This window comes from Rhodococcus sp. BP-261 (genome assembly GCF_019835205.1).
GTDB classification, from domain to species: Bacteria; Actinomycetota; Actinomycetes; order Mycobacteriales; family Mycobacteriaceae; genus Rhodococcoides; species Rhodococcoides kyotonensis_B.
Genome location: NZ_JABUCO010000015.1, coordinates 46,530 through 71,025, shown reverse-complemented (window position 1 = coordinate 71,025; position 24,496 = coordinate 46,530). Strand labels below are relative to the sequence as shown.

The 24,496-nt window shown below is 65.9% G+C and carries 23 protein-coding genes; 18 read left to right on the top strand and 5 right to left on the bottom strand.

What is annotated here, in order from left to right; all coding sequences use genetic code 11:
- The first annotated feature begins 70 nt into the window (after positions 1 to 70).
- From HQ354_RS16840 to HQ354_RS16800, 9 genes are all read left to right on the top strand, one after another.
- Positions 71 to 664, top strand: a complete 594-nt coding sequence (locus HQ354_RS16840) for a cysteine dioxygenase (protein WP_308115215.1) — start codon at positions 71 to 73, stop codon at positions 662 to 664.
- Entirely contained in the window at positions 661 to 1,083 is a 423-nt protein-coding gene (locus tag HQ354_RS16835; RefSeq protein ID WP_167677711.1) for a rhodanese-like domain-containing protein, read from the top strand. The genes HQ354_RS16840 and HQ354_RS16835 overlap by 4 nt, the downstream gene beginning before the upstream one ends.
- Positions 1,084 to 1,159: 76 nt before the next feature.
- Positions 1,160 to 2,677: a lysine--tRNA ligase gene (lysS, locus tag HQ354_RS16830; RefSeq protein WP_222635212.1), complete on the top strand. Its 1,518-nt coding sequence runs from the start codon at positions 1,160 to 1,162 to the stop codon at positions 2,675 to 2,677.
- A gap of 297 nt (positions 2,678 to 2,974) precedes the next feature.
- Positions 2,975 to 5,515 (top strand): ATP-dependent Clp protease ATP-binding subunit, encoded by a 2,541-nt coding sequence (locus HQ354_RS16825; RefSeq protein ID WP_068423176.1) that lies wholly within the window; start codon positions 2,975 to 2,977, stop codon positions 5,513 to 5,515.
- A 201-nt stretch (positions 5,516 to 5,716) separates the two neighbouring features.
- Positions 5,717 to 7,312: an MFS transporter gene (locus tag HQ354_RS16820; protein ID WP_222635211.1), complete on the top strand. Its 1,596-nt coding sequence runs from the start codon at positions 5,717 to 5,719 to the stop codon at positions 7,310 to 7,312.
- 75 nt (positions 7,313 to 7,387) lie between these two features.
- Positions 7,388 to 7,825, top strand: a complete 438-nt coding sequence (locus HQ354_RS16815) for an OsmC family protein (protein WP_068423170.1) — start codon at positions 7,388 to 7,390, stop codon at positions 7,823 to 7,825.
- Between the two features lie 39 nt (positions 7,826 to 7,864).
- Positions 7,865 to 8,524 (top strand): DsbA family protein, encoded by a 660-nt coding sequence (locus HQ354_RS16810; protein ID WP_068423166.1) that lies wholly within the window; start codon positions 7,865 to 7,867, stop codon positions 8,522 to 8,524.
- Between the two features lie 181 nt (positions 8,525 to 8,705).
- On the top strand, positions 8,706 to 11,024 hold the full coding sequence (locus tag HQ354_RS16805; RefSeq protein ID WP_068423163.1) for a bifunctional diguanylate cyclase/phosphodiesterase: 2,319 nt from the start codon (positions 8,706 to 8,708) through the stop codon (positions 11,022 to 11,024).
- An 87-nt stretch (positions 11,025 to 11,111) separates the two neighbouring features.
- Positions 11,112 to 12,533, top strand: coding sequence for a diguanylate cyclase domain-containing protein (locus tag HQ354_RS16800; protein WP_243636928.1), 1,422 nt, complete (start codon positions 11,112 to 11,114; stop codon positions 12,531 to 12,533).
- A gap of 5 nt (positions 12,534 to 12,538) precedes the next feature.
- Here HQ354_RS16800 and mhuD read toward each other — a convergent pair whose 3' ends face one another.
- The gene (mhuD, locus tag HQ354_RS16795; protein WP_068423160.1) at positions 12,539 to 12,847 is read right to left on the bottom strand and encodes a mycobilin-forming heme oxygenase MhuD; all 309 of its coding nucleotides are present in this window, start codon (positions 12,845 to 12,847) and stop codon (positions 12,539 to 12,541) included.
- Positions 12,848 to 12,882: 35 nt separating this feature from the next.
- Between mhuD and HQ354_RS16790 the strand changes: the two genes are divergently transcribed.
- Together HQ354_RS16790 and HQ354_RS16785 are read left to right on the top strand one after the other, a co-directional pair.
- On the top strand, positions 12,883 to 13,620 hold the full coding sequence (locus HQ354_RS16790; protein ID WP_068423309.1) for an alpha/beta fold hydrolase: 738 nt from the start codon (positions 12,883 to 12,885) through the stop codon (positions 13,618 to 13,620).
- 5 nt (positions 13,621 to 13,625) lie between these two features.
- Positions 13,626 to 14,432: an alpha/beta fold hydrolase gene (locus HQ354_RS16785; protein WP_068423157.1), complete on the top strand. Its 807-nt coding sequence runs from the start codon at positions 13,626 to 13,628 to the stop codon at positions 14,430 to 14,432.
- A gap of 6 nt (positions 14,433 to 14,438) precedes the next feature.
- On the opposite strand, the gene HQ354_RS16780 is transcribed toward HQ354_RS16785, so the two are convergent.
- A complete protein-coding gene (locus tag HQ354_RS16780; RefSeq protein WP_068423154.1) occupies positions 14,439 to 15,314 on the bottom strand; it encodes an A/G-specific adenine glycosylase in 876 nt (291 codons plus the stop codon).
- Positions 15,315 to 15,383: 69 nt separating this feature from the next.
- Between HQ354_RS16780 and HQ354_RS16775 the strand changes: the two genes are divergently transcribed.
- Positions 15,384 to 16,007 (top strand): carbonic anhydrase, encoded by a 624-nt coding sequence (locus HQ354_RS16775; RefSeq protein ID WP_068423306.1) that lies wholly within the window; start codon positions 15,384 to 15,386, stop codon positions 16,005 to 16,007.
- Between the two features lie 76 nt (positions 16,008 to 16,083).
- Positions 16,084 to 16,830: a hypothetical protein gene (locus HQ354_RS16770; protein WP_068423151.1), complete on the top strand. Its 747-nt coding sequence runs from the start codon at positions 16,084 to 16,086 to the stop codon at positions 16,828 to 16,830.
- Between the two features lie 7 nt (positions 16,831 to 16,837).
- On the opposite strand, the gene disA is transcribed toward HQ354_RS16770, so the two are convergent.
- The 3 genes from disA to HQ354_RS16755 are packed head-to-tail and all read right to left on the bottom strand — an operon-like array spanning position 16,838 to position 20,115.
- A complete protein-coding gene (gene disA / locus HQ354_RS16765) occupies positions 16,838 to 17,935 on the bottom strand; it encodes a DNA integrity scanning diadenylate cyclase DisA (protein WP_114332007.1) in 1,098 nt (365 codons plus the stop codon).
- 55 nt (positions 17,936 to 17,990) lie between these two features.
- Complete coding sequence (radA, locus tag HQ354_RS16760; RefSeq protein ID WP_068423146.1) at positions 17,991 to 19,400, bottom strand: DNA repair protein RadA; 1,410 nt, start codon at positions 19,398 to 19,400, stop codon at positions 17,991 to 17,993.
- Between the two features lie 37 nt (positions 19,401 to 19,437).
- Entirely contained in the window at positions 19,438 to 20,115 is a 678-nt protein-coding gene (locus HQ354_RS16755; protein WP_068423304.1) for a hypothetical protein, read from the bottom strand.
- Positions 20,116 to 20,430: 315 nt separating this feature from the next.
- Here HQ354_RS16755 and carD point away from each other — a divergent pair, with 315 nt between their 5' ends.
- Genes carD through rlmB form a run of 5 tightly spaced genes read left to right on the top strand, consistent with a single transcriptional unit; the run spans position 20,431 to position 24,495 of the window.
- The gene (gene carD / locus HQ354_RS16750) at positions 20,431 to 20,919 is read left to right on the top strand and encodes an RNA polymerase-binding transcription factor CarD (protein WP_068423143.1); all 489 of its coding nucleotides are present in this window, start codon (positions 20,431 to 20,433) and stop codon (positions 20,917 to 20,919) included.
- A gap of 15 nt (positions 20,920 to 20,934) precedes the next feature.
- Entirely contained in the window at positions 20,935 to 21,624 is a 690-nt protein-coding gene (gene ispD / locus HQ354_RS16745) for a 2-C-methyl-D-erythritol 4-phosphate cytidylyltransferase (RefSeq protein WP_068423140.1), read from the top strand.
- On the top strand, positions 21,621 to 22,085 hold the full coding sequence (ispF, locus tag HQ354_RS16740; protein WP_068423138.1) for a 2-C-methyl-D-erythritol 2,4-cyclodiphosphate synthase: 465 nt from the start codon (positions 21,621 to 21,623) through the stop codon (positions 22,083 to 22,085). The genes ispD and ispF overlap by 4 nt, the downstream gene beginning before the upstream one ends.
- A 23-nt stretch (positions 22,086 to 22,108) precedes the next feature.
- The gene (gene cysS / locus HQ354_RS16735; protein WP_068423301.1) at positions 22,109 to 23,524 is read left to right on the top strand and encodes a cysteine--tRNA ligase; all 1,416 of its coding nucleotides are present in this window, start codon (positions 22,109 to 22,111) and stop codon (positions 23,522 to 23,524) included.
- Positions 23,524 to 24,495, top strand: a complete 972-nt coding sequence (gene rlmB / locus HQ354_RS16730) for a 23S rRNA (guanosine(2251)-2'-O)-methyltransferase RlmB (protein WP_068423136.1) — start codon at positions 23,524 to 23,526, stop codon at positions 24,493 to 24,495. The genes cysS and rlmB overlap by 1 nt, the downstream gene beginning before the upstream one ends.
- The last annotated feature ends 1 nt before the right edge of the window (position 24,496 follow it).

Below are 24,496 nucleotides of genomic sequence, written 5' to 3'. Positions count from 1 at the left end.
CATGGGACCCCAGGAGTGTTGTCGAGGCTGACCGCTGCCTCGTTCATTTTCACACCCTGGAGTAGTTTCCGTGCTTTCCACACCTGTCTTTTCTGTATCTGCGCCCGTCTCTCCCCAGCTGACGCTGCCGACGCGCTTGCGCCCCCATGACCTGCTGCGCATCACCGATCAGGGTGCTGCCGATGTTCTGGAGGGCCGCTTCGACCACCTGCTGCCCGCAGGCGGAGTCTGGCCCACCGACGAGCGTTGGTCGACGCGCCTGCACGCCGACGACGACCTCGACGTCTGGCTGATCAGCTGGGTCGCCGACCGGTCCACCGAGCTGCACGACCATGCCGGGTCGCTCGGAGCGCTCACCGTTCTCAGCGGCTCGCTCGTCGAATACCGTTGGGCGGGAGACGCGTTGAAGCGCCGACGTCTCGACGCGGGAGATCAGGCGTCGTTCCCTCTCGGATGGGTTCACGACGTCATGCGTGCACCCGCGTCGATCACCGGGCAGGAGCGGAGCCTGCGGAGCGACCCGACGACTCCTCACCCGACGCTGAGCGTGCATGCCTATTCGCCGCCTCTGACGGCCATGTCGTACTACGAAGTGACGGACAAGTCCACACTTCGAAGAACCCGCACCGAGCTCACCGACGAACCCGAAGGACCTTCGAAATGACCATCGTCGAAATGCTGGAGCAGGCCCGCACCAAGATCGACCGCATGACCGTCTTCGAGCTGCGCGACGCCGTCGCACGGGGCGCGATAGTCGTCGACATCCGCCCTCAGGCGCAGCGCGCCGTCGAGGGGACGCTTCCGGGTGCGCTCGCGATCGAACGCAACGTTCTGGAATGGCGTCTCGATCCGACCAGCGACGCGCGACTCGCCGCCGCCATCGACCATGACGTCGAATGGGTCGTGATCTGCTCCGAGGGATACACCTCGTCGCTCGCGGCCGCCTCGCTGCAGGAACTGGGTCTGACGAAGGCCACCGACCTCGTCGGCGGGTATCAAGCGCTCAAGGCGGCCGGGCTGCTCGGCATCCTGACACAGGCCAGGCACTGCGTCCGCGAGGCCGAGGCCGTCGCGTCGCACTGATCGGTTCCCCGAGCCCTCCCCTCGAAAGCACATGCATTTGCGAGGTACGTAGGGCTCGCGGATAAAGTGTGTGTCCGTGACTGAAGCAGCTTCCCCCATAGTCGACGACACACCGGAGCAGCTACGGATTCGTCGTGAAAAGCGGGACCGGCTGCTCGAGCAGGGCCGCGAGGCCTACCCGGTCTCGGTGGCGCGCACCCACTCGCTGCGCGAGATTCGCGATGCGTACCCCAGTCTCGACGCGGACACCACGACGGGTCAGCTCGTCGGCGTCGTCGGACGCATCATCTTCGTGCGCAACACCGGCAAGCTGTGCTTCGCGACGCTGCAGGAAGGCGACGGCACCCAGCTGCAGGCGATGATCAGCCTCGCGGGCGTCGGGGAGGATGCGCTTGCAGCTTGGAAGGCCGACGTCGACCTCGGTGACTTCGTGTTCGTGCACGGCGAGGTCATCTCGAGCCGACGCGGCGAGCTCAGCGTCATGGCCGACGAATGGCAGATGGCGTCGAAGGCGCTGCGTCCGTTGCCCGTCGCACACAAGGAACTGAACGAGGAGACGCGCATCCGTCAGCGCTACCTCGACCTGATCACCCGTCCCGAGGCTCGTGAGGTCGCACGCAAGCGCATCGCCGTCGTCCGCGAGCTGCGTAACGCGCTCGAACGTCGCGGCTTCCTCGAGGTCGAGACCCCGATGCTGCAGACCCTGCACGGCGGTGCCGCGGCGCGTCCGTTCGTCACGCACTCCAACGCACTCGACACGGATCTGTACCTGCGTATCGCTCCCGAACTCTTCCTGAAGCGCTGTGTCGTCGGCGGCATCGAGAAGGTCTTCGAGATCAACCGCAACTTCCGCAACGAGGGCGCCGACTCGTCGCACTCGCCGGAATTCGCGATGCTCGAGACGTACGAGGCATACGGCACGTACGACGACTCGGCCCGCATGACGCGCGAACTGATCCAGGAAGTCGCGCAGGCGGCGTTGGGCACTCAGGTCGTCGTGCTTCCCGACGGCTCCACGTACGACCTGAGCGGCGAGTGGACGACGCTCGAGATGTACCCGTCGCTGTCGGAGGCCATCGGCGTCACCGTCACCCCGGAGACCACCGTCGACGAGCTTCTTGCACTGGCCGAGAAGGTCGGGCTCGAGGTGCCGCGCAAGGACGGCAAGCCGATCTACGGACACGGCAAGCTCGTCGAGGAACTGTGGGAGCACCAGGTGGGCGACGACCTGTCCGCGCCGACGTTCGTGCGGGACTTCCCCGTCGAGACGTCGCCGCTGACGCGTCAGCACCGCAGCATCGCGGGCGTCACCGAGAAGTGGGATCTCTACGTTCGCGGATTCGAGTTGGCCACCGGCTACTCCGAACTCGTCGACCCGGTCATCCAGCGCGAGCGGTTCGAGGATCAAGCGCGTCAGGCTGCGGCCGGCGACGACGAGGCAATGGTTCTGGACGAGGACTTTTTGGCCGCGATGGAACAGGGTATGCCGCCGACGACCGGCACCGGCATGGGAATCGATCGCCTTCTCATGGCGCTGACGGGATTGGGTATTCGGGAGACGATCCTGTTCCCGATCGTCAAGCCGTCGAAGTAGCCGGTTCGGTTGTTCGCCAGCAGCGGACAGCGAACCGGAAACGAAACTGCCCGTGCACGCGTTATGAACGGTAAGCAGGCATGGAGGGCCTCGGTAGGACCTTTCGGAACCGGGGCTTTACGGGACCGAGGGTCGGCAAGCGCACCACCGGCCAACTACAGTGAAGTTGGGCGCGCAGACGTATTGGAGCGTAGGCGCGACACCTTCGATGCCGAGCGACCCCGAGTTACCGAAAACGTGGTGCTGGAAAGACCTGGTGGGTGAGTGCTACCACCCACCGAGAAGTGAGGGAGAGCGATGTTCGAGAGGTTCACCGATCGCGCGCGGCGTGTTGTCGTCCTGGCTCAAGAAGAAGCCCGGATGCTCAACCACAACTACATCGGCACGGAGCACATCCTGCTCGGTCTCATCCACGAGGGTGAGGGCGTGGCGGCCAAGTCTCTGGAGTCGCTGGGTATCTCCCTTGAAGGAGTCCGCAGCCAGGTCGAGGAGATCATCGGTCAGGGCCAGCAGGCTCCGTCCGGTCATATTCCCTTCACCCCGCGCGCCAAGAAAGTTCTGGAGCTCAGCCTGCGTGAAGCGCTGCAGCTCGGCCACAACTACATCGGCACCGAGCACATCCTGCTGGGTCTGATCCGCGAAGGCGAAGGCGTCGCGGCTCAGGTTCTGGTCAAGCTCGGAGCCGACCTGAACCGTGTTCGCCAGCAGGTCATCCAGCTGCTGTCGGGATACCAGGGCAAGGAGCCGTCGGAGTCCGGCGGCAGCCGTGGCGAGGCGGGCACCCCGTCGACGTCGCTGGTTCTCGACCAGTTCGGACGTAACCTGACCCAGGCTGCCCTGGAAGGCAAACTCGACCCCGTCATCGGTCGCGCGAAGGAAATCGAGCGCGTCATGCAGGTCCTGAGCCGCCGTACCAAGAACAACCCTGTTCTCATCGGCGAGCCCGGCGTCGGTAAGACCGCCGTCGTCGAAGGCCTCGCGCAGGCCATCGTCAACGGCGAGGTTCCCGAGACGCTGAAGGACAAGCAGCTCTACACCCTCGACCTCGGGTCGCTGGTTGCAGGCAGCCGCTACCGCGGTGACTTCGAAGAGCGCCTGAAGAAGGTCCTCAAGGAGATCAACACTCGCGGCGACATCATCCTGTTCATCGACGAGCTGCACACTCTCGTGGGTGCAGGTGCGGCCGAGGGTGCCATCGACGCGGCGTCGATCCTCAAGCCGAAGCTCGCTCGTGGTGAGCTGCAGACCATCGGTGCCACGACCCTCGACGAGTACCGCAAGTACATCGAGAAGGACGCGGCTCTCGAGCGTCGTTTCCAGCCCGTCCAGGTCGGTGAGCCAACCGTCGAGCACACCATCGAGATCCTCAAGGGTCTGCGCGATCGCTACGAGGCTCACCACCGCGTCTCGATCACCGACGGTGCTCTCGTCGCGGCCGCGACGCTGGCCGATCGCTACATCAACGACCGGTTCCTGCCGGACAAGGCCATCGACCTAATCGACGAGGCGGGCGCGCGCATGCGCATCCGCCGGATGACCGCGCCGCCGGACCTGCGCGAGTTCGACGACAAGATCGCCGACGCTCGTCGCGAGAAGGAATCCGCGATCGACGCACAGGATTTCGAGAAGGCTGCGAACCTGCGCGACAAGGAGAAGCAGCTGGTTCACCAGCGCACCGAGCGTGAGAAGCAGTGGCGCTCCGGTGACCTGGACGTCATCGCCGAGGTCGACGACGAGCAGATCGCCGAGGTCCTCGGAAACTGGACCGGCATCCCCGTCTTCAAGCTCACCGAGGAGGAGACCACGCGTCTGCTCCGCATGGAGGAGGAGCTGCACAAGCGGATCATCGGCCAGGAAGACGCCGTCAAGGCCGTCTCGAAGGCGATCCGTCGTACGCGTGCAGGCCTGAAGGATCCGAAGCGCCCGTCGGGCTCGTTCATCTTCGCCGGCCCGTCCGGTGTCGGTAAGACCGAGCTGTCGAAGGCTCTCGCGAACTTCCTGTTCGGCGAGGACGACGCACTCATCCAGATCGACATGGGCGAGTTCCACGACCGCTTCACCGCGTCGCGGCTCTTCGGTGCTCCTCCCGGATACGTCGGTTACGAAGAGGGCGGCCAGCTCACCGAGAAGGTCCGTCGCAAGCCGTTCTCCGTCGTCCTGTTCGACGAGATCGAGAAGGCACACCAGGAGATCTACAACACGCTCCTGCAGGTGCTGGAAGACGGACGCCTCACCGACGGTCAGGGTCGTACGGTCGACTTCAAGAACACCGTGCTGATCTTCACGTCGAACCTCGGTACGTCGGACATCTCGAAGGCCGTCGGCCTCGGCTTCTCCTCGGGTGAGGGCCAGGGCTCGAACTACGAGCGCATGAAGCTCAAGGTCAACGACGAGCTGAAGAAGCACTTCCGCCCCGAGTTCCTCAACCGTATCGACGACATCGTCGTGTTCCACCAGCTCACGCAGGACGAGATCATCCAGATGGTCGACCTCATGCTGAACCGCGTGGAGGGTGCGCTGCGGAACAAGGACATGTCCATCGAGGTCACCGAGAAGGCGAAGTCCCTGCTCGCGAAGCGCGGATTCGACCCCGTCCTGGGTGCGCGGCCGCTGCGTCGCACGATCCAGCGCGAGATCGAGGACCAGCTGTCGGAGAAGATTCTCTTCGGCGAGATCGAGGCAGGCCAGATCGTTCTGGTCGACGTCGAGAACTGGGACGGCGAAGGCCAGGGCGAGGACGCCAAGTTCACGTTCCGCGGTGAGAAGAAGCCGATCAGCGTTCCGGACGAGCTGCCCGTCGACCTGGCCAAGGCCGCGGGAGACAGCGACAGCGAGTAGTCAGGTAGTTCCAACGAAGCGGGCCACGCCATCTGTTCGGCGTGGCCCGCTTCGTTGTCTCGCTGTCCTACGGCATCGATGTCACGCGGCAGCCGATAGACGGCTGCGAGGGTCCATCGATGCGGAACGACCGCGAGCGAGCACATAGTTCGCACGACAAAGGTGAGGCACGAACGCCCATACTGAGCTTTACTGTCGCGTGTGACCTCTGTCGAGAAGGGCTCGGTACCGGGCCGAGCCGGGCTGGTGTTGTTCGTTCTGATCCTCGTCGCCGCAGTGGCGAACCTGAATCTGGCCGTCGCCAACGTCGCTCTGCCCGAGATCGGTCGAGATTTCGACGCGAGTCAGACCCAGCTGAACCTCGTCGCCGTCGCGTACTCGCTCGGTCTTGCCGCGTCGGTGTTGTACCTCGGTGCGATCGGAGATCGGTACGGACGCAAGCTACTGCTCGTGCTGGGAATGACGCTGTCGATTCCGGCATGTGTGGTCGCGGGATTCGCGCCGAACGTCGAGGTGCTGTTCGGTGCCCGATTGCTCGGTGGTCTGTCCGCGGGGCTCGCGTACCCGACGACGTTGGCCCTGATCACGGCGTTGTGGTCGGGACCGGCACGGACCAAGGCGATCGCGTTGTGGTCGGCGCTCGGCGGCGCCCTGTCCGCGCTGGGACCGCTGATGTCGGGCGCGCTGCTCGAGAAGTTCCACTGGGGTTCGGTGTTCCTGGTGACGCTGCCACTCGCGTTGCTGGCCTTGATCCTCGCGGTGGTGCTCGTGCCCGCGCACGTCAACGAGACGACCGACGCGGTGGACCATCTCGGCGGCATGGTGTCGGTGGTGTTCATCGCGGCCTTGGTTCTCGGTATCAACTTCGCGCCGGTGCAAGGCATGGGGACGTTGTCCATCGGTCTCGGCGTCATCGCGCTCGCGGCGGGTGTCGCGTTCGTCGTCCGGCAGCGACGGGTCGAATCTCCGTTGTACGACCTGGGCGTCGCCCGACGTCGCACGTTCTGGGTGGCGGCGTTGGCGGGCATCATCGTGTTCGGATCGTTGATGGGTGTCATCTTCGTCGGACAGCAGTTTCTGCAGAACGTGCTCGGATACTCGACTCTCGCTGCTGGCGCGTCGACGCTTCCCGCCGCGCTGGCGATGGTCGTCGTCGCACCGCAGTCGGCCAAGCTCGTCGAGTCCCACGGGTCGAGGTTCACGCTGCTGCTCGGATACGTGTTCATCGTCGCCGGACTCGTCGTCGCATGGGCGACCTGGAAGGAGAACATCGCCTACTGGGTCGTCGCGATCAGCTACATCATGCTCGGCGTCGGCGTCGGGTTCGCCGGCACACCGGCGTCGCGGTCGCTGACGGGCTCGGTTCCGGTGTATCGTGCCGGAATGGCCTCCGGCACTGCAGATCTCCAACGCGACCTGGGTGGTGCCATCATGCAATCCACCCTCGGAGCGTTGCTGACGGCAGGTTACGCGGCGTCGGTGTCCTCGCAGATCGCGAGCTCTCCGAACGCGAGCGCGGTCAGCGAGCAGACCCAGGCGGTCCTGACGAAATCGTTCTCCTCGGCCGCCGACCTCTCCGAGAGTTACCCGCAGTATGCCGATCAGATCATCTCAGCCGCGAGGCAAGCGTTCCTCGACGGTGACCAGAACGCTTACGCCGCAGCCATTCTCGTGGTTCTGGTGGGTGCGGTTCTGGTGTTCTTCGCATTCCCCAAACGCGACGCCGAAAGAGTCCTTCTCGCGCACTATCATTCGCACGACGCGCAGCGAGCGGAGTCCGCGGAGAGGCCCGGTTAGCGAACAGCCGATCCGGGCAACCTGCACACCAGGGCCGCTGGACGGGCGGTCCGCGACGAGAGGAATCGGAACGCAATGCCCACACGTACTTCGCGCACCGCATGGAACGGAACCCTCGAAGCAGGATCGGGTCAGGTCGAGTTGACGAGTTCGGGCGCAGCGACGTTCGACGTGTCCTTCCCCAAGCGTGCCGCCGAGAATGCCGACGGCACGACGAGCCCGGAGGAGTTGATCGCCGCCGCACACTCGTCCTGCTACGCAATGCAGCTGTCGGCGCTGATCGCCGAAGCGGGCGGCACACCCCAGAGTCTCGAGGTCAAGGCCGACGTCTCGCTCGGCCCGGACAATCCCGGATTCAAGCTCACGGGTATCAAGCTGACGGTCCGCGGTGAAGTCGATGGCCTCGACGAAGAAGGTTTCGCGAAGGCTGCGCAGTCGGCCAAGGAGACGTGCCCGGTCAGCAAAGCACTCACGGGCGTCGAGATCACTCTGGACGCCGCGCTCGAATCCTGACCCGGGAACAGCCGACGCACCCCGGCGGTTGCATTCGCCGTGACTTCAACTGATATCGATGTCCTGCAGGTGGAGGTCTGGTCCGACATCGCATGTCCCTGGTGCTTCATCGGGAAGACGCGGTTCGCGGCGGCACTAGAGCAATTCGACCGCCGCGACCGCGTCGACGTGATCTGGCGTTCTTATCAACTGTCGCCCGAGGCGCCCGTCGGCGCGCGAGAACGCGAATTGGACGCACTCGTGCGCATGAAAGGCATGGCTCCCGAACAGGTAGCAGGCATGTTCGAGCACGTCGCGAGCATCGCGAAGGCGGACGGACTGACGATCGACTTCGACACCGTCGTCGCCGCGAACACGTTCGACGCCCATCGCCTCGTCCACATCGCACGCAAACAAGGTCTCGCCGACGAAATCCTGTCCGCGCTGTTCGAGGCTCATTTCTCCGATGGCCGCGTCGTCGACGATCGGGACGTTCTGGTCGAACTGGCAGAACGTGCGGGCGTAACCGGTGCTGCCGACGCTTTGGCGGGTGACGCCGGGTTGGACGAGGTACGTGCCGATCTTGCGACCGCAAGAGAACTGCAGGTCACAGGGGTTCCGTTCTTCGTGGCCGGACGTCGAATCGCAGTCTCGGGTGCGCAGCCGGTGCCGGTGCTTCTGCAGCTGTTGGAGCAGGGGTTCGACGCGATGCGCGAGTAGCGTCCGCCGATACCGCCTGGTCTCCAGTAGCCGCGCGTTACATCCTTCCCCTAGTCTGTAATTCTTGAAACCCGAACCAATCCGGTGCGGTTTCGGGTACGAATACCGATGGAACGACTGGTTTCGACGCGAAATACAAGAATTCGACGGTTGGGGGACCAGGAAGGAACGGCCCGAGACGATGGTCTGGTCGAGGTTCCTGGCTGCGGGGCTCGCCTGCGTGGCCGGGTACATCCTGCTCGCGGACGATGTCTGGCGTGCGGTCCTCCACGCGCTGGTAGCTGTGGTTACCGTCGTTGCATTCGTCCGCGGTGGATATGCGCGTCGCCGCGACGACCGGGCAACGTGGGTCCTACTGCTGATCGGTCTGCTGGCCTGCGTTGTCGGCGACGCCGTCGTCGAGTTCGGGGATGTCCAGGGGCGCGCGGCACCGGTGGTGTCGGTGGCGGACTTCCTGTATCTGATCGGCCATGCGGCGTTCGTCGGCGCGGTTCTCTGTTTGCGCGACGCCGACGGCCGCGTAGTCAAGGTCGAGGACGTTCTCGAGGCGTCGATCGTGGCTACCGGACTCGGCCTGATCTCCTGGGTCTTCCTGGTCGGGCACGGGCCGGCCGGAGAACTGCCGGCTCGGTTGGCGTCGAACTGGCCCGTTGTGCTGTACCCGATCGCGGACGGCCTGCTCGTCGCCACGGCCTTGATCCTTCTGCTGTCGAAACGCGCGCGAACCACTCCGTTCGTGCTGCTCACGGTCGCGTTCTGCGCGATCGCCCTGTCGAATCCGCTCGCGTACAACGCATCGGCATATACGTTCTGGAACGGTCTGACCGTCGACCCTGCCACCGCGACCTCGCTCCTCGGCTACGTGCTGTTGGCCGCGTACTCGCTCCACCCGTCGCGTCGGGTGTCGTCGTCCGTCGGGGTGGAGAAGCACTTGTTCGCCGACCGAACGCGACTCCTCGGGTTGTGCGCGGCGAGCCTGATGGCGCCCGTGGTGATGGGCGTAGAACTCGCACGAGGCGCTCCGGTGTCCGAGTGGGGCTGGATCGTCGCGGGGTGTTCGATGGTCGTGGTCGCGCTCGTCGGAGCTCGAATGGCCTGTTTCCTGTCGGTGATGAGACGCCAAGCGTCGGAACTGACCACCGCGGCGATGTCGGACTCCACCACCGGTCTGCCGAACCGTCGGCGTATCGGTGAACTGCTCGACCGCGCAGTCGACGAGGCGACAGACCAGGGAATCCTGGTGCTGATCGTCGACATCGATCGCTTCGCCCAGATCAACGAGACGTTCGGGTATCCGGTGGGAGACACCGTTCTGCGCGAAATCGGGCAACGACTCGTCTCCGCCGCGGTGACGGACGCCGTCGTCGGACGGCTCGGCGGAGACCAGTTCGTCGTCGCGGTACCGACGCAGCGAATGCCGATGCCGGCCGCCGAATGTGCCGAGCACTTCCAACGATGCGTGAGCAGGACGATGTTCGTGCACGACATCAATGTCGCGTTGGAGGCGACGGTCGGCGTCGTACAGTCCTCGACGCTGCCCGGCGCCGACGCCGACGCACTCCTGCAACACGCGCACGTCGCGCTGACCGCGGCGAAGGCGGGCCACATGCGCCTGTCGATCTACGCCCCGGCGATGGACTGCGATCGCCGCGAGCAGATGCGGTTGCTCGGCGAACTCGAAACTGCCGTTCTGCAACGCCAATTGCGCGTGTTCTTCCAGCCCTGCCTGGATCTGCTGACCGGCCGTGTCGTCGGCGTCGAGGCACTGTTGCGGTGGCAGCATCCACGAGAAGGATTGATCGGGCCCGGTTCGTTCCTTGCCGACGCCGAGCGCACCGGTATGCTGCCCGCGATCACCGCGTACGTTCTGGAAGACGCGCTCGCGTGCTGTGGCGCATTGCGCAGCAAAGGTTTTCGCATCGGAATCTCGATCAACCTGTCCGTGCGCAACCTGATCGACCCGACGCTCGTCGATCAAGTTGCGTCGGCGCTCGAGCGGCACGACGTGCCCTCGTCCGCAGTCGAATTCGAGGTGACGGAGACGTCGGCGATGACCGATCCGCGTCGCTCGGTCGACGCGCTCGTGTCATTGAGGGACATCGGATCGTCGATCGCGATCGACGACTACGGCACCGGATACAGCTCGCTGGCCTACCTCAGATCCCTTCCGGTGCAGACACTGAAGATCGACAGGTCGTTCGTCACCGCGATGAACAGTCAACCCACCAATGCATCCATCGTGCGTTCGACGATCGAACTCGGACGCAGCCTCGGAATGAACGTCGTCGCAGAAGGCGTGGAGGACAAGGCAACTCTGGATCGTCTTCGTGTTCTCGGATGCGACGGCGCGCAGGGTTACCACATCGGACGCCCTGTTCCCGCCGAGGAATTGCAGGCGCTCGTCGAGCGCGTCGAAGGCAGGGTCTCGTCCGGACTCGACGTGGACCGTGACGACGACGCCTCGTCGGAAGCCGTAGGGCCGGTGCCCCAACGACAGTAGTGAGTGACGCCGTACGGGCGTAGGACGATGAGGGCGCACCACGAAGCATCGGGGGATTCGAGTGCTGGTCAGTGGGAGTGCAGGACAGTGGATCCGGTTGTCGAGGAGTGGGTGGCGGAGTTCGCCGCCACGGCCGACCGATCCCCCGACGCGATGTGTCTGCGGGGGTCGGACGGTGATGTCGCGTACCTGAATTCGGCGGCGATCGAGTTGATCGGTGCGCGGGACACGGCCGAGGCGGTGCGGACCGCCGAATGGGTGTTCGGCTCGGTGTACGCACGTACGGGCCCGGTGGCACGTGCGCTCGCGGGTGGGGTGTGGACGGGCGATGTCGAACTCACGCACCTCCGCACCGGAGAGGCGATACCGACGTGGGTGTCCGCGTACGTGGTGACGGGACGGCACGCTTCCGTCGCGATGGTGGCCTTGGCATTCCGCGACCTACGTGGTCGTTTCGATCACGAACGGCGCCTCGTCGAGGTCGCCGTCGCGGCCGACGCGCACGCCAGGGAACAGCGGGCGGTCGCGAATCTGAGTCGAATCGCGTTGACGGCCAGCCCAGCCCACGTCATGCAGACCGCAACCGACGCGGCCCTGTCGTTGATGGGTATGAAGTGCGCCGTCATCTTCGAACCCGGGTTTCCGAGCAGAACGGAACTGATGGCCGTCGCCTATTCGGGCCCGGGCCGTGCTCCCGGTCCGATTCCTCTGTCCCGCATGTCTCATGCCGCGGCAGCGCTGGTGTCCGACGAGCCCGTCGTGTGCGTCGACCGCGACGCGGAGTTCCGCTTTCCGACGGAATTCATGCGAGACCGAGGCGTGCGCAGCGGGGCTGCCGTCGTGATCGACGGGATGGGGGAGCCGTGGGGTGTCCTCGCGGTGTACAGCGCCGAGCGCAGGGGTTTCGACGACGGCGAACTCGCATTCGTGCAAACCGTCGCCGGTGTGGTGTCGGCGGCCGTTCGTCGGCACGACCTCGAGAGTGAACTGCGACGCCGGACGCTGCACGATCCGCTGACGGGGTTGCCCAACCGTGTGCTCGTCGGGCAACGGATCCGTGACATCGCCGAGAACGGAAACCCCTATCCGATAGCACTTCTCGTGATAGATCTGGACAACTTCAAGACGATCAACGACACGTTGGGGCATGCTGTCGGGGACGACATCTTGAGAATCGCGGCCGAAACACTGGCCGGCGCAGTGGGTCCCGACGACACCGTGTCGAGATTCGGCGGCGACGAGTTCGTCGTGTTGCATCGCGGGTCGGATGCCGTCGGAGTAGCGAAGCGGATACTCGCCGAACTCGCTGACCCGGTCGAGATCGAGGGATACGTCGTCACCGTCTCGGCGAGTATCGGCATCGCTGTCGACGACGGGTTCCAGGCCGACGCCGACGACCTGCTCAGGAAAGCCGACGCGGCGATGTACGCCGCGAAGAACGCCGATACGTCCGGGTTTTCGGTGTTCGGCACGCCGTCCTCACGTGCCGAACACGATCTTGCGCTGTGAGGCCGTCAGCTCTTGGCGGCGACGTCGAGCACGACCTCGAACTCGAGCAGTGACGCACCGCTGGACACCGGTTTGGCCCGCTCGCCTGCATGTGCCGCCCGTGACGGTCCCGACGCCCACTCCTGGAAGGCCTCTTCGGTCTCCCACTGCGTCACGACGAAGTAGCGGTTCTCGCCCTTGACCGGGCGCAGGAGCTGGAATCCGAGGAAACCCGGAGAATTCTCGACGGCTCCGGCTCGGGCGGCGAAGCGCTTCTCCAGCTCGGCGCCTGCGCCCTCGGGGACCTCGATTGCGTTGATCTTCACGACTGCCATGCTCGAAGGCTACTCGCCCTATTACAGTTCCAATGGTGCTGTACGACGAGGGTGGGACGGGGCGACCGCTTCTGCTGCTGCACGGACTGATGGGCAGTGCGGGCACGTGGCGTCGTCAGGTTCCGTGGTTGCGAGAGTTCGGGCACGTCTACACCTACGACGCACCGGGTCATCGCAGGCCGCCGCCGTCGGACCTCACCACGGAGGCGTTCGTCGAGGATCTGATCGAGCACGTCCGGCACCTCGGATCGACGGTGCTGATCGGTCATTCGATGGGGTCACTGCACGGAATGTGTCTCGCAGCCGCCCGCCCCGATCTCGTGTCGGGCGTGGTCGTCGAGGACATCGCGCCGGACTTCCGCGGCCGAACCGCCGACGCGTGGGCGGCGATGATCCGTCGGTGGCCGCAACCGTTTCCCGACGCGGATGCCGTCGACCGGTACTTCGGAGACGTTGCGGGACAATACTTTCGGGACTCCTTTCTGCGTCGCGACGACGGTTACCATCTGCACGGTGACGTGTCGACGTTCGAGAAGATCTCGCAGGAGTGGGGCACGCGGCACTTCTGGGACGAGTGGGATGCCGTCCGTGCGCCCAGTCTGCTGATCGAGGGTGAGTTCGGGATCACACCTGCGGGTCAGATGACGGAAATGCATCGCCGGAACCCCATGTCGACCTACGTGTGCGTCGCGGGAGCGGCGCACCTCGTCCACGACGAGCAACCGACGGTCTACCGGCAGGCGGTGGAGGAGTTCCTGCGCCGACTACAGTGACGCGAATGTCGACGGCGAGACTGAACGGTATCGAAATCAACTACGACGTCGCGGGCAGTGGGCCCCTCGTCGTGCTGGTCATGGGATCCGGAAGCCCTGGCCGGGTGTGGAAGACGCATCAGGTGCCCGCTCTGACGGCAGCCGGGTACACCGTCGTCACGTTCGACAACCGCGGAATCGCACCGTCCTCGGAATGCGGTGAAGGGTTCGTACTCGACGACCTCGTGGCCGACACCGCCGCGTTGATCGAGCACCTCGGCGGAATGCGCGCACGCGTCGTCGGGACGTCGATGGGCGCACGCGTCACGCAGGAACTCGCTCTCGCGCGCCCGGACCTCGTGTCGCACGCTGTCATGATGGCAACGTACGGCCGGGCGTCGGCGATGCAGAAGGCGCTGTCGCGCGGTGAGCGAGATCTGTACGACGCCGGAATCACGTTGCCCGACAGCTATCGTGCTGCGATCACCGCGATGAACAACTTCTCGCCCGCGACGTTGCGGGACGACACCGCGATCGGTGACTGGCTCGCCGTGCTCGAGTACTCGGGAGGTGCGCCGAGCGCGGGCAAGCGGGCGCAGATCGGGTTGGAGATGCGCGCCGGGTCGGAGCGGCTGACGGCGTACCGCAGAATCTCCGCGAAGACGATGGTCGTCGGGTTCGCCGACGACCGTCTCATCCCCGTGCATCTGAGCCGTGAAGTGGCGCAGTCCATTCCGGGCGCGCGATACGAAGAGGTCTCGGACGCAGGGCATTTCGGCTACCTGGAACGTCCGGACGTCGTCAACTCGCTGCTCGTGGACTTTCTGCGCTGACGCGCGCTACCCCTCGCCGGCGAGAGCGAACAGGCCCGATTCGGTCTGTTCGACCAACCCGTCGACGAGCAGCGAGTCCAGTGCTCGGTCCCGCTGGCCCGGATCGCTGAGCCAGACGACGTCGAGTTCGGCGCGTTCGACGGGGCCGTCGCTCTCGCGGAGCACCGCCATCAGCTTGCCGCGCACCTGACGGTCGGTGCCGGCGAACTTCTGCACTTTCTTCGGCGGTCCGGTGTAGGCGGGTCGACCTGCTTCGATCCACGAGCACTTCGGCAGCGGGCACAGCAGGCATGCCGGATTCTTCGCCGTGCAGATCAATGCTCCGAGTTCCATCAACGCGGCCGAACAGCGTGCAGCCCTCGTTCGTTCGATCGGCAGTATGGCCTCGACGTCGGCCAGATCGCGCGTGGTCGAGGGATTGCCCGGCTCGGCGGCGCCATGAGCCGCCCGCGCGACGACGCGTCGAACATTGGTGTCCACGACGGGAACTCGCTGTCCGTAGGCGAAACAGGCCACGGCGCGCGCGGTGTAGGCGCCGATTCCGGGGAGGCTCAGGAGTGTGTCGACGTCGTCGGGAACGACGTCACCGTGCTCCGCGGCGAGTACGCCCGCGCACTCGTGCAATCGCAGTGCGCGACGCGGGTACCCGAGCTTGCCCCATGCGCGCAGCACCTCGGCCTGGCTCGACGCGGCCATCTTCGACGGCACCGGCCACCGCTCCACCCACTCCGCCCAGATCGGCGCGACGCGGGACACCGGCGTCTGCTGCAGCATGATCTCGCTCATCAGGATCTGCCAGGCCGTGACGCCGGGGCGGCGCCAGGGAAGATCGCGTTCCTCGGTGTCGAACCATCCGAGCAATGCGTCCGTATCGATCGGCACCTGCTCTGCGCACCTTTCTGCAGCGGACCCGACTCGCCGGTAACGGTGGGCCGGGGCACAATGGGGTCCATGCCTGCTACCAATCCAGTTTCAGCATGGAAGTCTCTCAAGGAGGGTAACCAGCGCTTCGTCGACGGCGAGTCGTTGCACCCCAGTCAGGGAATCGACGATCGGACCCGTCTGACGGAAGGTCAGCACCCGGGTGCCGTGCTGTTCGGCTGCGCCGACTCCCGCGTCGCCGCGGAGATCATCTTCGACCAGGGCCTCGGCGACATGTTCGTCGTACGTACGGCAGGTCATGTCATCGACTCCGCCGTCCTCGGTTCCATCGAATACGGCGTCGCGGTCCTCGGCGTCCCGCTGATCGTCGTGCTCGGCCACGACAGCTGCGGTGCGGTACGGGCGACGGTCGACGCGCTCGAGTCCGGAGACACACCGGGAGGCTACATCCGCGACGTCGTCGAGCGGGTCACGCCGTCGGTGCTGTCGGCTCGTCGAGACGGTCAGAATGCTGCCGACGAGTTCGAGCGTCGCCACGTCGAGGAGACCGGCAAACTGCTGATGGAGCGCTCTCGCATCATCGCGGAGAAGGTCGAGTCGGGGCAGGTCGCGATCGTCGGTCTCACCTACCAGTTGTCGGAGGGCAAGGCGCAGTTGCGCGCGGTCATCGGCGACATCGGCGAGCAGCCCTAGCGTTCAGGCGTATCGGCTTCGCGACACGCCGCGTGTGCTTCAGGGATAGGTAGCTGCTGGCGTTTACGGTTGTTCTGTGTTGCAACCGACCGGGCCTTTGCCTCCCGAAATCTATTGGCGTCGCCGAGCTCTCGCCATCGGCGCAGCCGTCGTGGTGCTCGGTTTGATCGTGTGGTTCATCTCGTCTCTCGGCGGTGGTAACGACGAGCCTCCGCAAGCCGAGCCCGCCGGTGTCGTCGCGACGACACCGGCGCCCACGACGCCGAGTGCATCGGCGACGCCGTCTCAACCGGCCTCGTCGGGCGGCGGGTCCGGCGGTTCGGGCAGCGGCTCCTCGGACAGTGGTTCGGGGAACGGTTCCGGCAATACAGCGGCCGGCAACGGAAGCACTAGCTCGTCCGCGGCCGCTCCTGCAGGCGCGCCTGCTCCCGCGAACCAGTGCTCGGATCAGAGCCTGGCCATCAAGGCGACGCCCGACAAGCCGTCGTACCGCGTCGGAGAAGAGCCCGGGTTCACGGTCGTCATCACGAACATCAGCTCGACGGAATGCCAGCGCGACGTCGGCGCAGGCCTCCAGCAGGCCCTCGTCTACACGCTCGACGATCAGCGCATCTGGTCCAACACCGACTGCTTCCCCGACGCACAGTCCGACCTGCGGACGTTCAAGCCGGGCGAGCAGGCAGGCTTCACGGTCAAGTGGTCGGGCACGAACTCGGTGCCCGGATGCGGCGAGGAGCGCATCCCGGTGGGCGTCGGCTCGTACAAGGTGATCGCTCAGCTCGGCGAGCTGCGCAGCTCGCCCGAGCCGTTCAACATGACCTGAGAGTTCGCTAGTCGTACGGTCCGGCGATGGAGGCCTCCGCGAGACGCGAGAGGCCTTCTCGTATATGACGGGCCCACAGTCCGCCGATGCCGTCGACCGATTGCAGGTCGGCTGCGGTCGCGGCGAGCAGACCCTGCAGCGTTCCGAACGAGCCGACGAGCCGGTGGATCTGGCCGAACTGCAGCCGGGGCACACGCGTCAACACCCGGTAGCCGCGCGGGTTCATCGGGGTATCGAGTGCCTCGATCGTGCCCGGGTAGCCGAACGCCCGCGCGAGCGTCGTCAGATCCAGTAGGTCCACGTCCGTCAGTTTGTCGAGGGCAGCGAGTGCCTTCTCGACGGCGACCGTGTCGGACGGTTCCGCACCGGCGAGATAGTCGCGAACGATCAGCTGTCGATCGGCATCGTTGTCGCCGAGGAGTTCTTCGAGTTGTAGGGCCAATTGCCTACCGTCCGTACCGAGTTCGAGGACGTTCTGCTCGATCTCCACGGACACGCGCCGCACCATCTCCAGCCTCTGCGCGACGGTCAGAGCGTCACGTAGCGTCACGAAGTCCTCGATCTCGACGACGGACAGCTGACGCGTGTTCTCGTCGAGGCGCGCCTTGTACCGTTCGAGCGTCGCGACGGCCTGATTGGCCCGGGAGAGGATCGTGGCCGAACCCTCGACCACGTGGCGTATGCCGGCGACGTAGACGCTGACGATGCTCATCGACTGGCTGACCGAGACGACCGGATAGCCGGTCTGCATCGCGGTCCGCTCGGCGGCCCGATGCCGGGTGCCGGATTCGACCGTCGCGATCTTGTGATCGGGAACAAGTTGCACATTGGACCGGACGATCCGTCGGCCGTCGGTGGACAGGACGACCGCGCCGTCCATCTTCGACAGCTCGCGCAGCCGCGTCGGTGAGAACTCGACATCCAGCTCGAATCCGCCGTCGCAGATGGCCTCGACCTCGTCGTCGTAGCCCAGCACGATGAGACCGCCCGTGCGGCCGCGCAGGATGCGCTCCAGGCCGTCGCGCAGGGCCGTGCCGGGCGCGAGACGTGCAATGGTGTCCCGGAGTGCCGGAGATGACGTGGTGTCGCGCGCGGATACGTCCATGTTCATCCCCTCGTGTTGTGTCACAGTCTCGCAGGTAGAGGGTACGCCGCCGGGGTCATACGGCCCGCATTGTTACCGAGTTCAATGCTTCACCGAGATTGGTGACGGCGTGGACCTTCATTCCGGCGGGCACCGTGTCGTCGTGTTCGGGCGTGATGGCTCGGGTAAAACCGAGCCGCGACGCTTCGGCGAGCCGACGCCCCAGCCCCGACACGCGACGGACCTCTCCCGCGAGTCCGACCTCGCCCAGGATGACGACGCCCGACGGCAGCGGCCTGTCGGTGACGGCCGACGCGAGTGCTGCCGCGAGCGCGAGATCGGCTGCCGGCTCGGTGGTCTTCATGCCGCCGACGGTCGCGGCGTACACCTCGCTCTTGGACATCTTGATGCCGCAACGACGTTCGAGGACGGCGAGGATCATGGCCACGCGGGCGGATTCGAGGCCGCTGACGGCGCGGCGCGGCGACGGCATCTGAGTGTCGACGACGAGTGCCTGCAGTTCGGCGAGCAGGGGACGCTTGCCGTCCATCGTGACCGTGACAGCGGTGCCGGGAACGGCTTCGGTGCGGTGGTGGAGAAACAGCCCGGACGGATCGGATATGCCGTGAATCCCGGTGTCGCGCAATTCGAAACAGCCGACCTCGTCCGAGGCGCCGAAGCGGTTCTTGATGCCGCGAATCATCCGTAGCGTCGAATGCTTGTCGCCTTCGAAGTGCAGGACGACGTCGACGAGATGTTCGAGCGCCCGCGGACCGGCGACCGCACCGTCCTTGGTGACGTGTCCGATGAGCAGGACGGCGACGCCTGTCGTCTTGGCGAGCGAGGTGAGCGCGCTGGTGATGGCCTTGACCTGTGTGACACCACCGATGACACCGTCCACGTCGGCTGCCAGCATGGTCTGCACGGAGTCGACGATCAGCAGGCTCGGCTTGACCTGCTCGACGTGGCCGAAGACCGTCGCCAGGTCGGACTCGGCGGCGAGGAAGACTCGCTGGTGGACGGCGCCGGTGCGATCGGCGCGAAGGCGCACCTGGCCTGCGGACTCCTCACCCGTGACGTACAGCGCGCGACGGTCCTCGCCGGTGCGAGCCCACCGGTGCACGACCTCGAGCAGAAGGGTGGATTTGCCGACGCCCGGCTCGCCCGCGAGGAGCACGACGGAGCCGGGAACGAGGCCGCCGCCGAGCACGCGGTCGAACTCGTCTATGCCAGTGGAGTTGGCCTGGGAGGTGGTACTGCTGACCTGCGTGAGTGCGGTGGCGGGAAGGGTGGGCACCATCGCGGCCGTCGCCGACCGGGTGTTGCCCGCCCCGAGGCCCGACGCACCCGGCCGACTGGCGACGGGCGCGAGGATCGGGGCTTCGTCCATCGAACCCCAGCTACCGCACTCCGGGCAGCGACCCACCCACTTGGCAACCGTGTGCTGGCAGGCCGAACAGCGGTAATTCGTCTTGAGCTTGGCCACGATCGAGAACGTTAGACGCGGCTACCGACAGGAACTGTCAGTTGTTGCCGTCAGCGCCTTCTTCGACCTCGGTCTCGACGATGCTCTGCTCGGCGCTCTCGGCCTCGCCGTGTGCCTCCGCCTCGACGGGCGACTTGTCGGAGACGTTGCGCGGAAGGACGGGGCCTGCGTCGACGGGAACGAGAACCTCGACGTCGCCTGCGTTCTCGAACGTGAACGTGACGGGGACGGTCAGTCCGGGACGCACGTCCTCACCGATGCCGTTGAGCTCGACGACGATCTGCTGCAGCGGGATCAGCGGGTCGTCGAGCTGCGTGTCGGCCGGAGCGCCTGCACCGAGCGCGGTGAGCGGTTCGATCTCGGTGCCGCCCGGCTCCTCGCCGAGGGTGATCGAGGACGCGGCCGTCGTCGCGATGCGGGTCAGCTTGTCGGAGTTGTTCGGGCTGTTGTTGACGGCGATGAAGCCGAGCTCGACCTTGCCGCCTGGCTCGATCGAGTACTCCTCGGACTGCGGGTAGACGACGTGTACGTTGCGCACCGAGATGTTTCCGACGTCGGCGGAGTTGCCGTTGACGGCAGCGACCTGATCCGCCGTCTGGGAGATCTGGCCCGCGCCACAGGCGCTCAGCGTCAGTGCGGCACCGGCGGCAATGGCTGCCGTCGCCACCAGTCGGCGGGTCTTACGGTGCGCAGTCGCAGCTTGGATCGCAGTCACGGGTCGTCCTCCAGTTGTGCCGGTCCGGGCCAGCCGGTACGTCAGGTCCACTAGGCAGAGTAGTAGTCATCGTCCGAAGGTTCTTCGCTGGGGCTTCGATCGCGTCGACGGATCCGGCGGGGACCGGCGTGTTCACCCGTGTTTCGTTTCGTCGCTGTTGCGTCGACACCGTGTATTTCCGAACCCATTGCGGGGGTGTCGGATACACGTTCCGGCCGTCCTGTCAACCCCTGCGACGTTCGCGCTGTGCCCCTGACCTGCGCCGTTGATCTGGGTGCGTGGTAAACTCGGAAAATCGAAAGGGGCACGGGACAGATGATTTTCAAGGTCGGAGACACCGTCGTTTACCCCCATCACGGAGCGGCGCTGATCGAAGCGATAGAAACCCGCACCATCAAGGGTGAACCGAAAGAGTACCTAGTTCTCAAAGTCGCTCAGGGCGATCTCACCGTTCGAGTTCCTGCAGACAACGCCGAGTACGTCGGCGTCCGGGACGTCGTCGGGCAGGAGGGCTTGGACAAGGTGTTCCAGGTTCTGCGTGCTCCGCACACGGAAGAGCCGACCAACTGGTCGCGCCGGTACAAGGCAAATCTCGAGAAGCTCGCCTCCGGTGACGTCAACAAGGTTGCCGAGGTCGTTCGTGACCTGTGGCGTCGTGAGCAGGATCGTGGTCTCTCCGCAGGTGAGAAGCGCATGCTCGCCAAGGCGCGTCAGATTCTGGTCGGCGAGCTCGCTCTCGCCGAGGGAACCGACGAGGCCAAGGCCGACACGATTCTCGACGAAGTTCTCGCTGCGGCTTCCTGAGTGACAGCTGCTTAGGTGGCTCGTTCCAACACAGGTCCCGTCGTCGCACTCGTTCCGGCGGCGGGCCGAGGTCTTCGGCTCGGTCTGGGAGAGCCCAAAGCGTTCGTGACCGTCGGGGGCAAGACCCTCCTCGAGCGCTCGGTCGAAGGCCTCGTCGAATCGGGTTCCGTCGATCGCATCGTCGTCATGGTTCCCGAGAAACTGGTCGAGCGGACCGGTGACTTACTGGGCTCCTTCGACGAGATCACGGTCGTCGCCGGTGCAGGCGAACGAACGGATTCCGTCCGATGCGGCTTGGCCGCGGCCGGTGACGCCGACATCGTTCTCGTGCACGACGCGGCCCGAGCGTTGACACCGTCGTCGCTCGTCTCGCGCGTCGTCGCAGAGGTGCGTGCCGGACGAGCCGCCGTCGTACCGGCGATTCCGGTCGCCGACACCGTCAAGACGGTCGACATCATGGGTGCCGTCGTCGGCACGCCGGATCGAAGCGGGCTTCGCGCAATTCAGACACCGCAGGGTTTCGACGCCGAACTTCTGGCCCGCGCGTACGCCGAGGCAGGCGATTCCGCGACGGACGACGCCGGTCTCGTCGAGCGACTCGGCGAAACCGTCCACACCATCGTCGGTGACCCGCTGGCATTCAAGGTCACCACTCCACACGATCTGCTGCTGGCCGAGGCGCTGGTGGGGCAGGAGCGTTCATGAGGGTCGGTATCGGGACCGACGTCCATCCCATTTCGCCGGGTCGGCCCTGCTGGCTCGCCGGTGTGCTGTTCGAGGACGGCGACGGGCTCGACGGCCATTCCGACGGTGACGTCGCGTCGCATGCGCTGTGCGACGCGTTGCTGTCCGCGGCCGGGTTGGGCGATCTCGGTTCGGTCTTCGGTACCGGACGGCCGGAGTGGGACGGCGTCAGCGGTGCAACCATGCTGACCGAGGTACGTCGACTGCTCACCGAGGCCGGATTCACGATCGGGAACGCGGCAGTGCAGATCATCGGAAACCGTCCGAAGATCGGCCCGCGTCGTCTCGAGGCCCAGGAGACGCTGTCCGCGGTGCTCGGAGCGCCCGTGTCGGTCTCGGCGACGACGACCGACGGATTGGGATTGACCGGTCGTGGCGAGGGAATCGCGGCGGTCGCGACCGCACTTGTCATGACGAAGTAAATGCACCGGTAGCATTGCTGGTCGTGACCCTTCACCTGTACGACACCGAGACGAGGGCCCTGCGGGAATTCACCCCCTTGGTCCCTGGCCATGCGTCGGTGTATCTGTGTGGGGCAACGGTTCAGGGGGAACCGCACATCGGGCACGTGCGCAGTGGAGTCGCGTTCGACGTGCTGCGGCGGTGGTTGCTCGCGCACGATTACGACGTCGCCTTCGTCCGCAACGTCACCGACATCGACGACAAGATCCTGAACAAGGCTCGCGACGCAGGCCGCCCGTGGTGGGAGTGGGCCGCGACGTACGAGCGGTCGTTCACCTGGGCCTACGACAAGCTGGGTGTGCTGCCGCCGTCGGCCGAGCCGCGCGCAACCGGGCACATCACGCAGATGGTCGAGCTGATCGAGCGGCTGATCGAGTCCGGCCACGCCTACGCCGCCGAGGGCGACGTCTACTTCGACGTCGTCAGCTTCCCGGACTACGGTGCACTGTCCGGTCACAAGCTCGACGACGTCCATCAGGGCGAGAGCGCGGCCGCGGGCAAGCGCGACCCGAGGGACTTCACGCTGTGGAAGGCCGCGAAGCCGGGTGAGCCGTCGTGGCCGACGCCGTGGGGACGCGGGCGTCCCGGGTGGCACCTCGAATGCTCCGCGATGTGCGAGGCCTATCTCGGTTCCGACTTCGACATCCACTGCGGTGGTCTGGATCTGGTGTTCCCGCACCACGAGAACGAGCGGGCACAGAGCAAGGCCGCCGGCGACGGCTTCAGCCGCTACTGGCTGCACAACGGCTGGGTGACGATGGGCGGCGAGAAGATGTCCAAGTCGCTCGGAAACGTGCTGTCGGTTCCGAACGTGCTGAAAAGCGTTCGGCCGCAGGAACTTCGGTACTACCTCGGCAGCGCGCACTACCGGTCGATGCTCGAGTACTCGGACAACGCGCTGCAGACGGCAGCCGTGACGTACCGGGGTATCGAAGGTTTCGTGAAACGTACCGTCGAACGTGCGGGCGACGTTCCGCTGGGAACGTGGACCGACGATTTCGCCGACGCGTTGAACGACGATCTCGGAGTGCCCAAGGCTCTCGCCGCCGTCCATGCGACGGTCAAGGCGGGCAACAGCGCTCTGGAGAGCGGCGACCTCCAGGGGGCCGTCGAGCAGGCGTCGAAAGTCAGGGCGATGCTCTCGATCCTCGGCGTCGATCCGCTCGATCCGCACTGGGACAGCGGCACTCGCGACAGCGATGCCGTCGTCGGAGCCCTCGGCGTTCTCGTGGACGCAGAACTCCAGCGCCGAGCACAGGCGAAGGTCGACAAGGACTGGTCCACCGCGGATGCGATCAGAGATCGCCTCGCGAAGGCGGGAATCGACGTGACAGACACCCCCAACGGGCCCGAATGGTCCGTCGGGGCAACCAGCAGTACCGACGAAGCAGGGCAGTGATGGCAGGCAATTCCAGTAGGCGCGGCGCAATTCGCAAAGCGGGCACGAAGAAGGGGCAGGTCGCCGGCTCCGGCGGTAACCGCCGTCGTGGTCTCGAAGGACGCGGTGCGACGCCTCCTGCCGAGGCACGGACGAAGCATCCCGCGGCGCGTCGGGCCAAGCTCGCCGAGAAGGCTGCGCAGTCCCAGGGCAGGCAGGGCGGGGGCCGCGTCGCGAACCGGAAGAACGACGACGGACCCGAGGTCGTTCTCGGACGTAACCCCGTCGTCGAATGCTTGCGTGCGGGCGTTCCCGCGACGGCGCTGTGGGTCGCCACCGGCACCGACAGCGACGACCGACTCAAGGAGAGCGTCCAGCGCGCGGCCGACGCGGGCATCTCGATCCTCGAGGTCCCGCGCAGCGATCTCGACAAGCTCAGCGCCAACGGTCTGCACCAGGGTCTCGCGCTGCAGGTGCCGCCGTACCGGTACGCGCATCCGGACGACCTCGTCGGTGCGGCACGTGCGCATCAGGAGCCTGCATTGCTCGTCGCGCTCGACAACATCACCGACCCGCGCAACCTCGGTGCCGTCGTGCGATCCGTTGCTGCGTTCGGTGGGCACGGCGTCGTCATTCCGCAGCGTCGTAGCGCGAGCGTCTCGGCGGTCGCGTGGCGTACCAGTGCCGGCGCGGCAGCGCGACTTCCCGTCGCGCGGGCCACGAACCTGACTCGCACGCTGAAGGATTGGCAGACCAAGGGCATCACGATCGTCGGTCTCGACGCGGGCGGCGACACGACGCTCGACGAGTTCGACGGCACCGGTCCCGTCGCGATCGTCGTCGGTTCGGAGGGCAAGGGACTGTCTCGCCTCGTCCGCGAGAACTGCGATCACATCCTGTCCATCCCGATGGCAGGGCCGGTCGAGTCGCTCAATGCATCGGTGGCTGCGGGCGTCGTGCTCGCGGACATCGCGCGGCAGCGTAGGCGCTGAC

Coding starts and splice junctions, on each gene's coding strand:
- ispF (WP_068423138.1), top strand. CDS start 21,621: ATGAGGGTCGGTATCGGGACCGACGTCCATCCCATTTCGCCGGGTCGG.
- rlmB (WP_068423136.1), top strand. CDS start 23,524: ATGGCAGGCAATTCCAGTAGGCGCGGCGCAATTCGCAAAGCGGGCACG.
- carD (WP_068423143.1), top strand. CDS start 20,431: ATGATTTTCAAGGTCGGAGACACCGTCGTTTACCCCCATCACGGAGCG.
- disA (WP_114332007.1), bottom strand. CDS start 17,935: ATGGACGTATCCGCGCGCGACACCACGTCATCTCCGGCACTCCGGGAC.
- HQ354_RS16835 (WP_167677711.1), top strand. CDS start 661: ATGACCATCGTCGAAATGCTGGAGCAGGCCCGCACCAAGATCGACCGC.
- HQ354_RS16785 (WP_068423157.1), top strand. CDS start 13,626: ATGTCGACGGCGAGACTGAACGGTATCGAAATCAACTACGACGTCGCG.
- HQ354_RS16815 (WP_068423170.1), top strand. CDS start 7,388: ATGCCCACACGTACTTCGCGCACCGCATGGAACGGAACCCTCGAAGCA.
- HQ354_RS16825 (WP_068423176.1), top strand. CDS start 2,975: ATGTTCGAGAGGTTCACCGATCGCGCGCGGCGTGTTGTCGTCCTGGCT.
- HQ354_RS16775 (WP_068423306.1), top strand. CDS start 15,384: ATGCCTGCTACCAATCCAGTTTCAGCATGGAAGTCTCTCAAGGAGGGT.
- HQ354_RS16805 (WP_068423163.1), top strand. CDS start 8,706: ATGGTCTGGTCGAGGTTCCTGGCTGCGGGGCTCGCCTGCGTGGCCGGG.
- mhuD (WP_068423160.1), bottom strand. CDS start 12,847: ATGGCAGTCGTGAAGATCAACGCAATCGAGGTCCCCGAGGGCGCAGGC.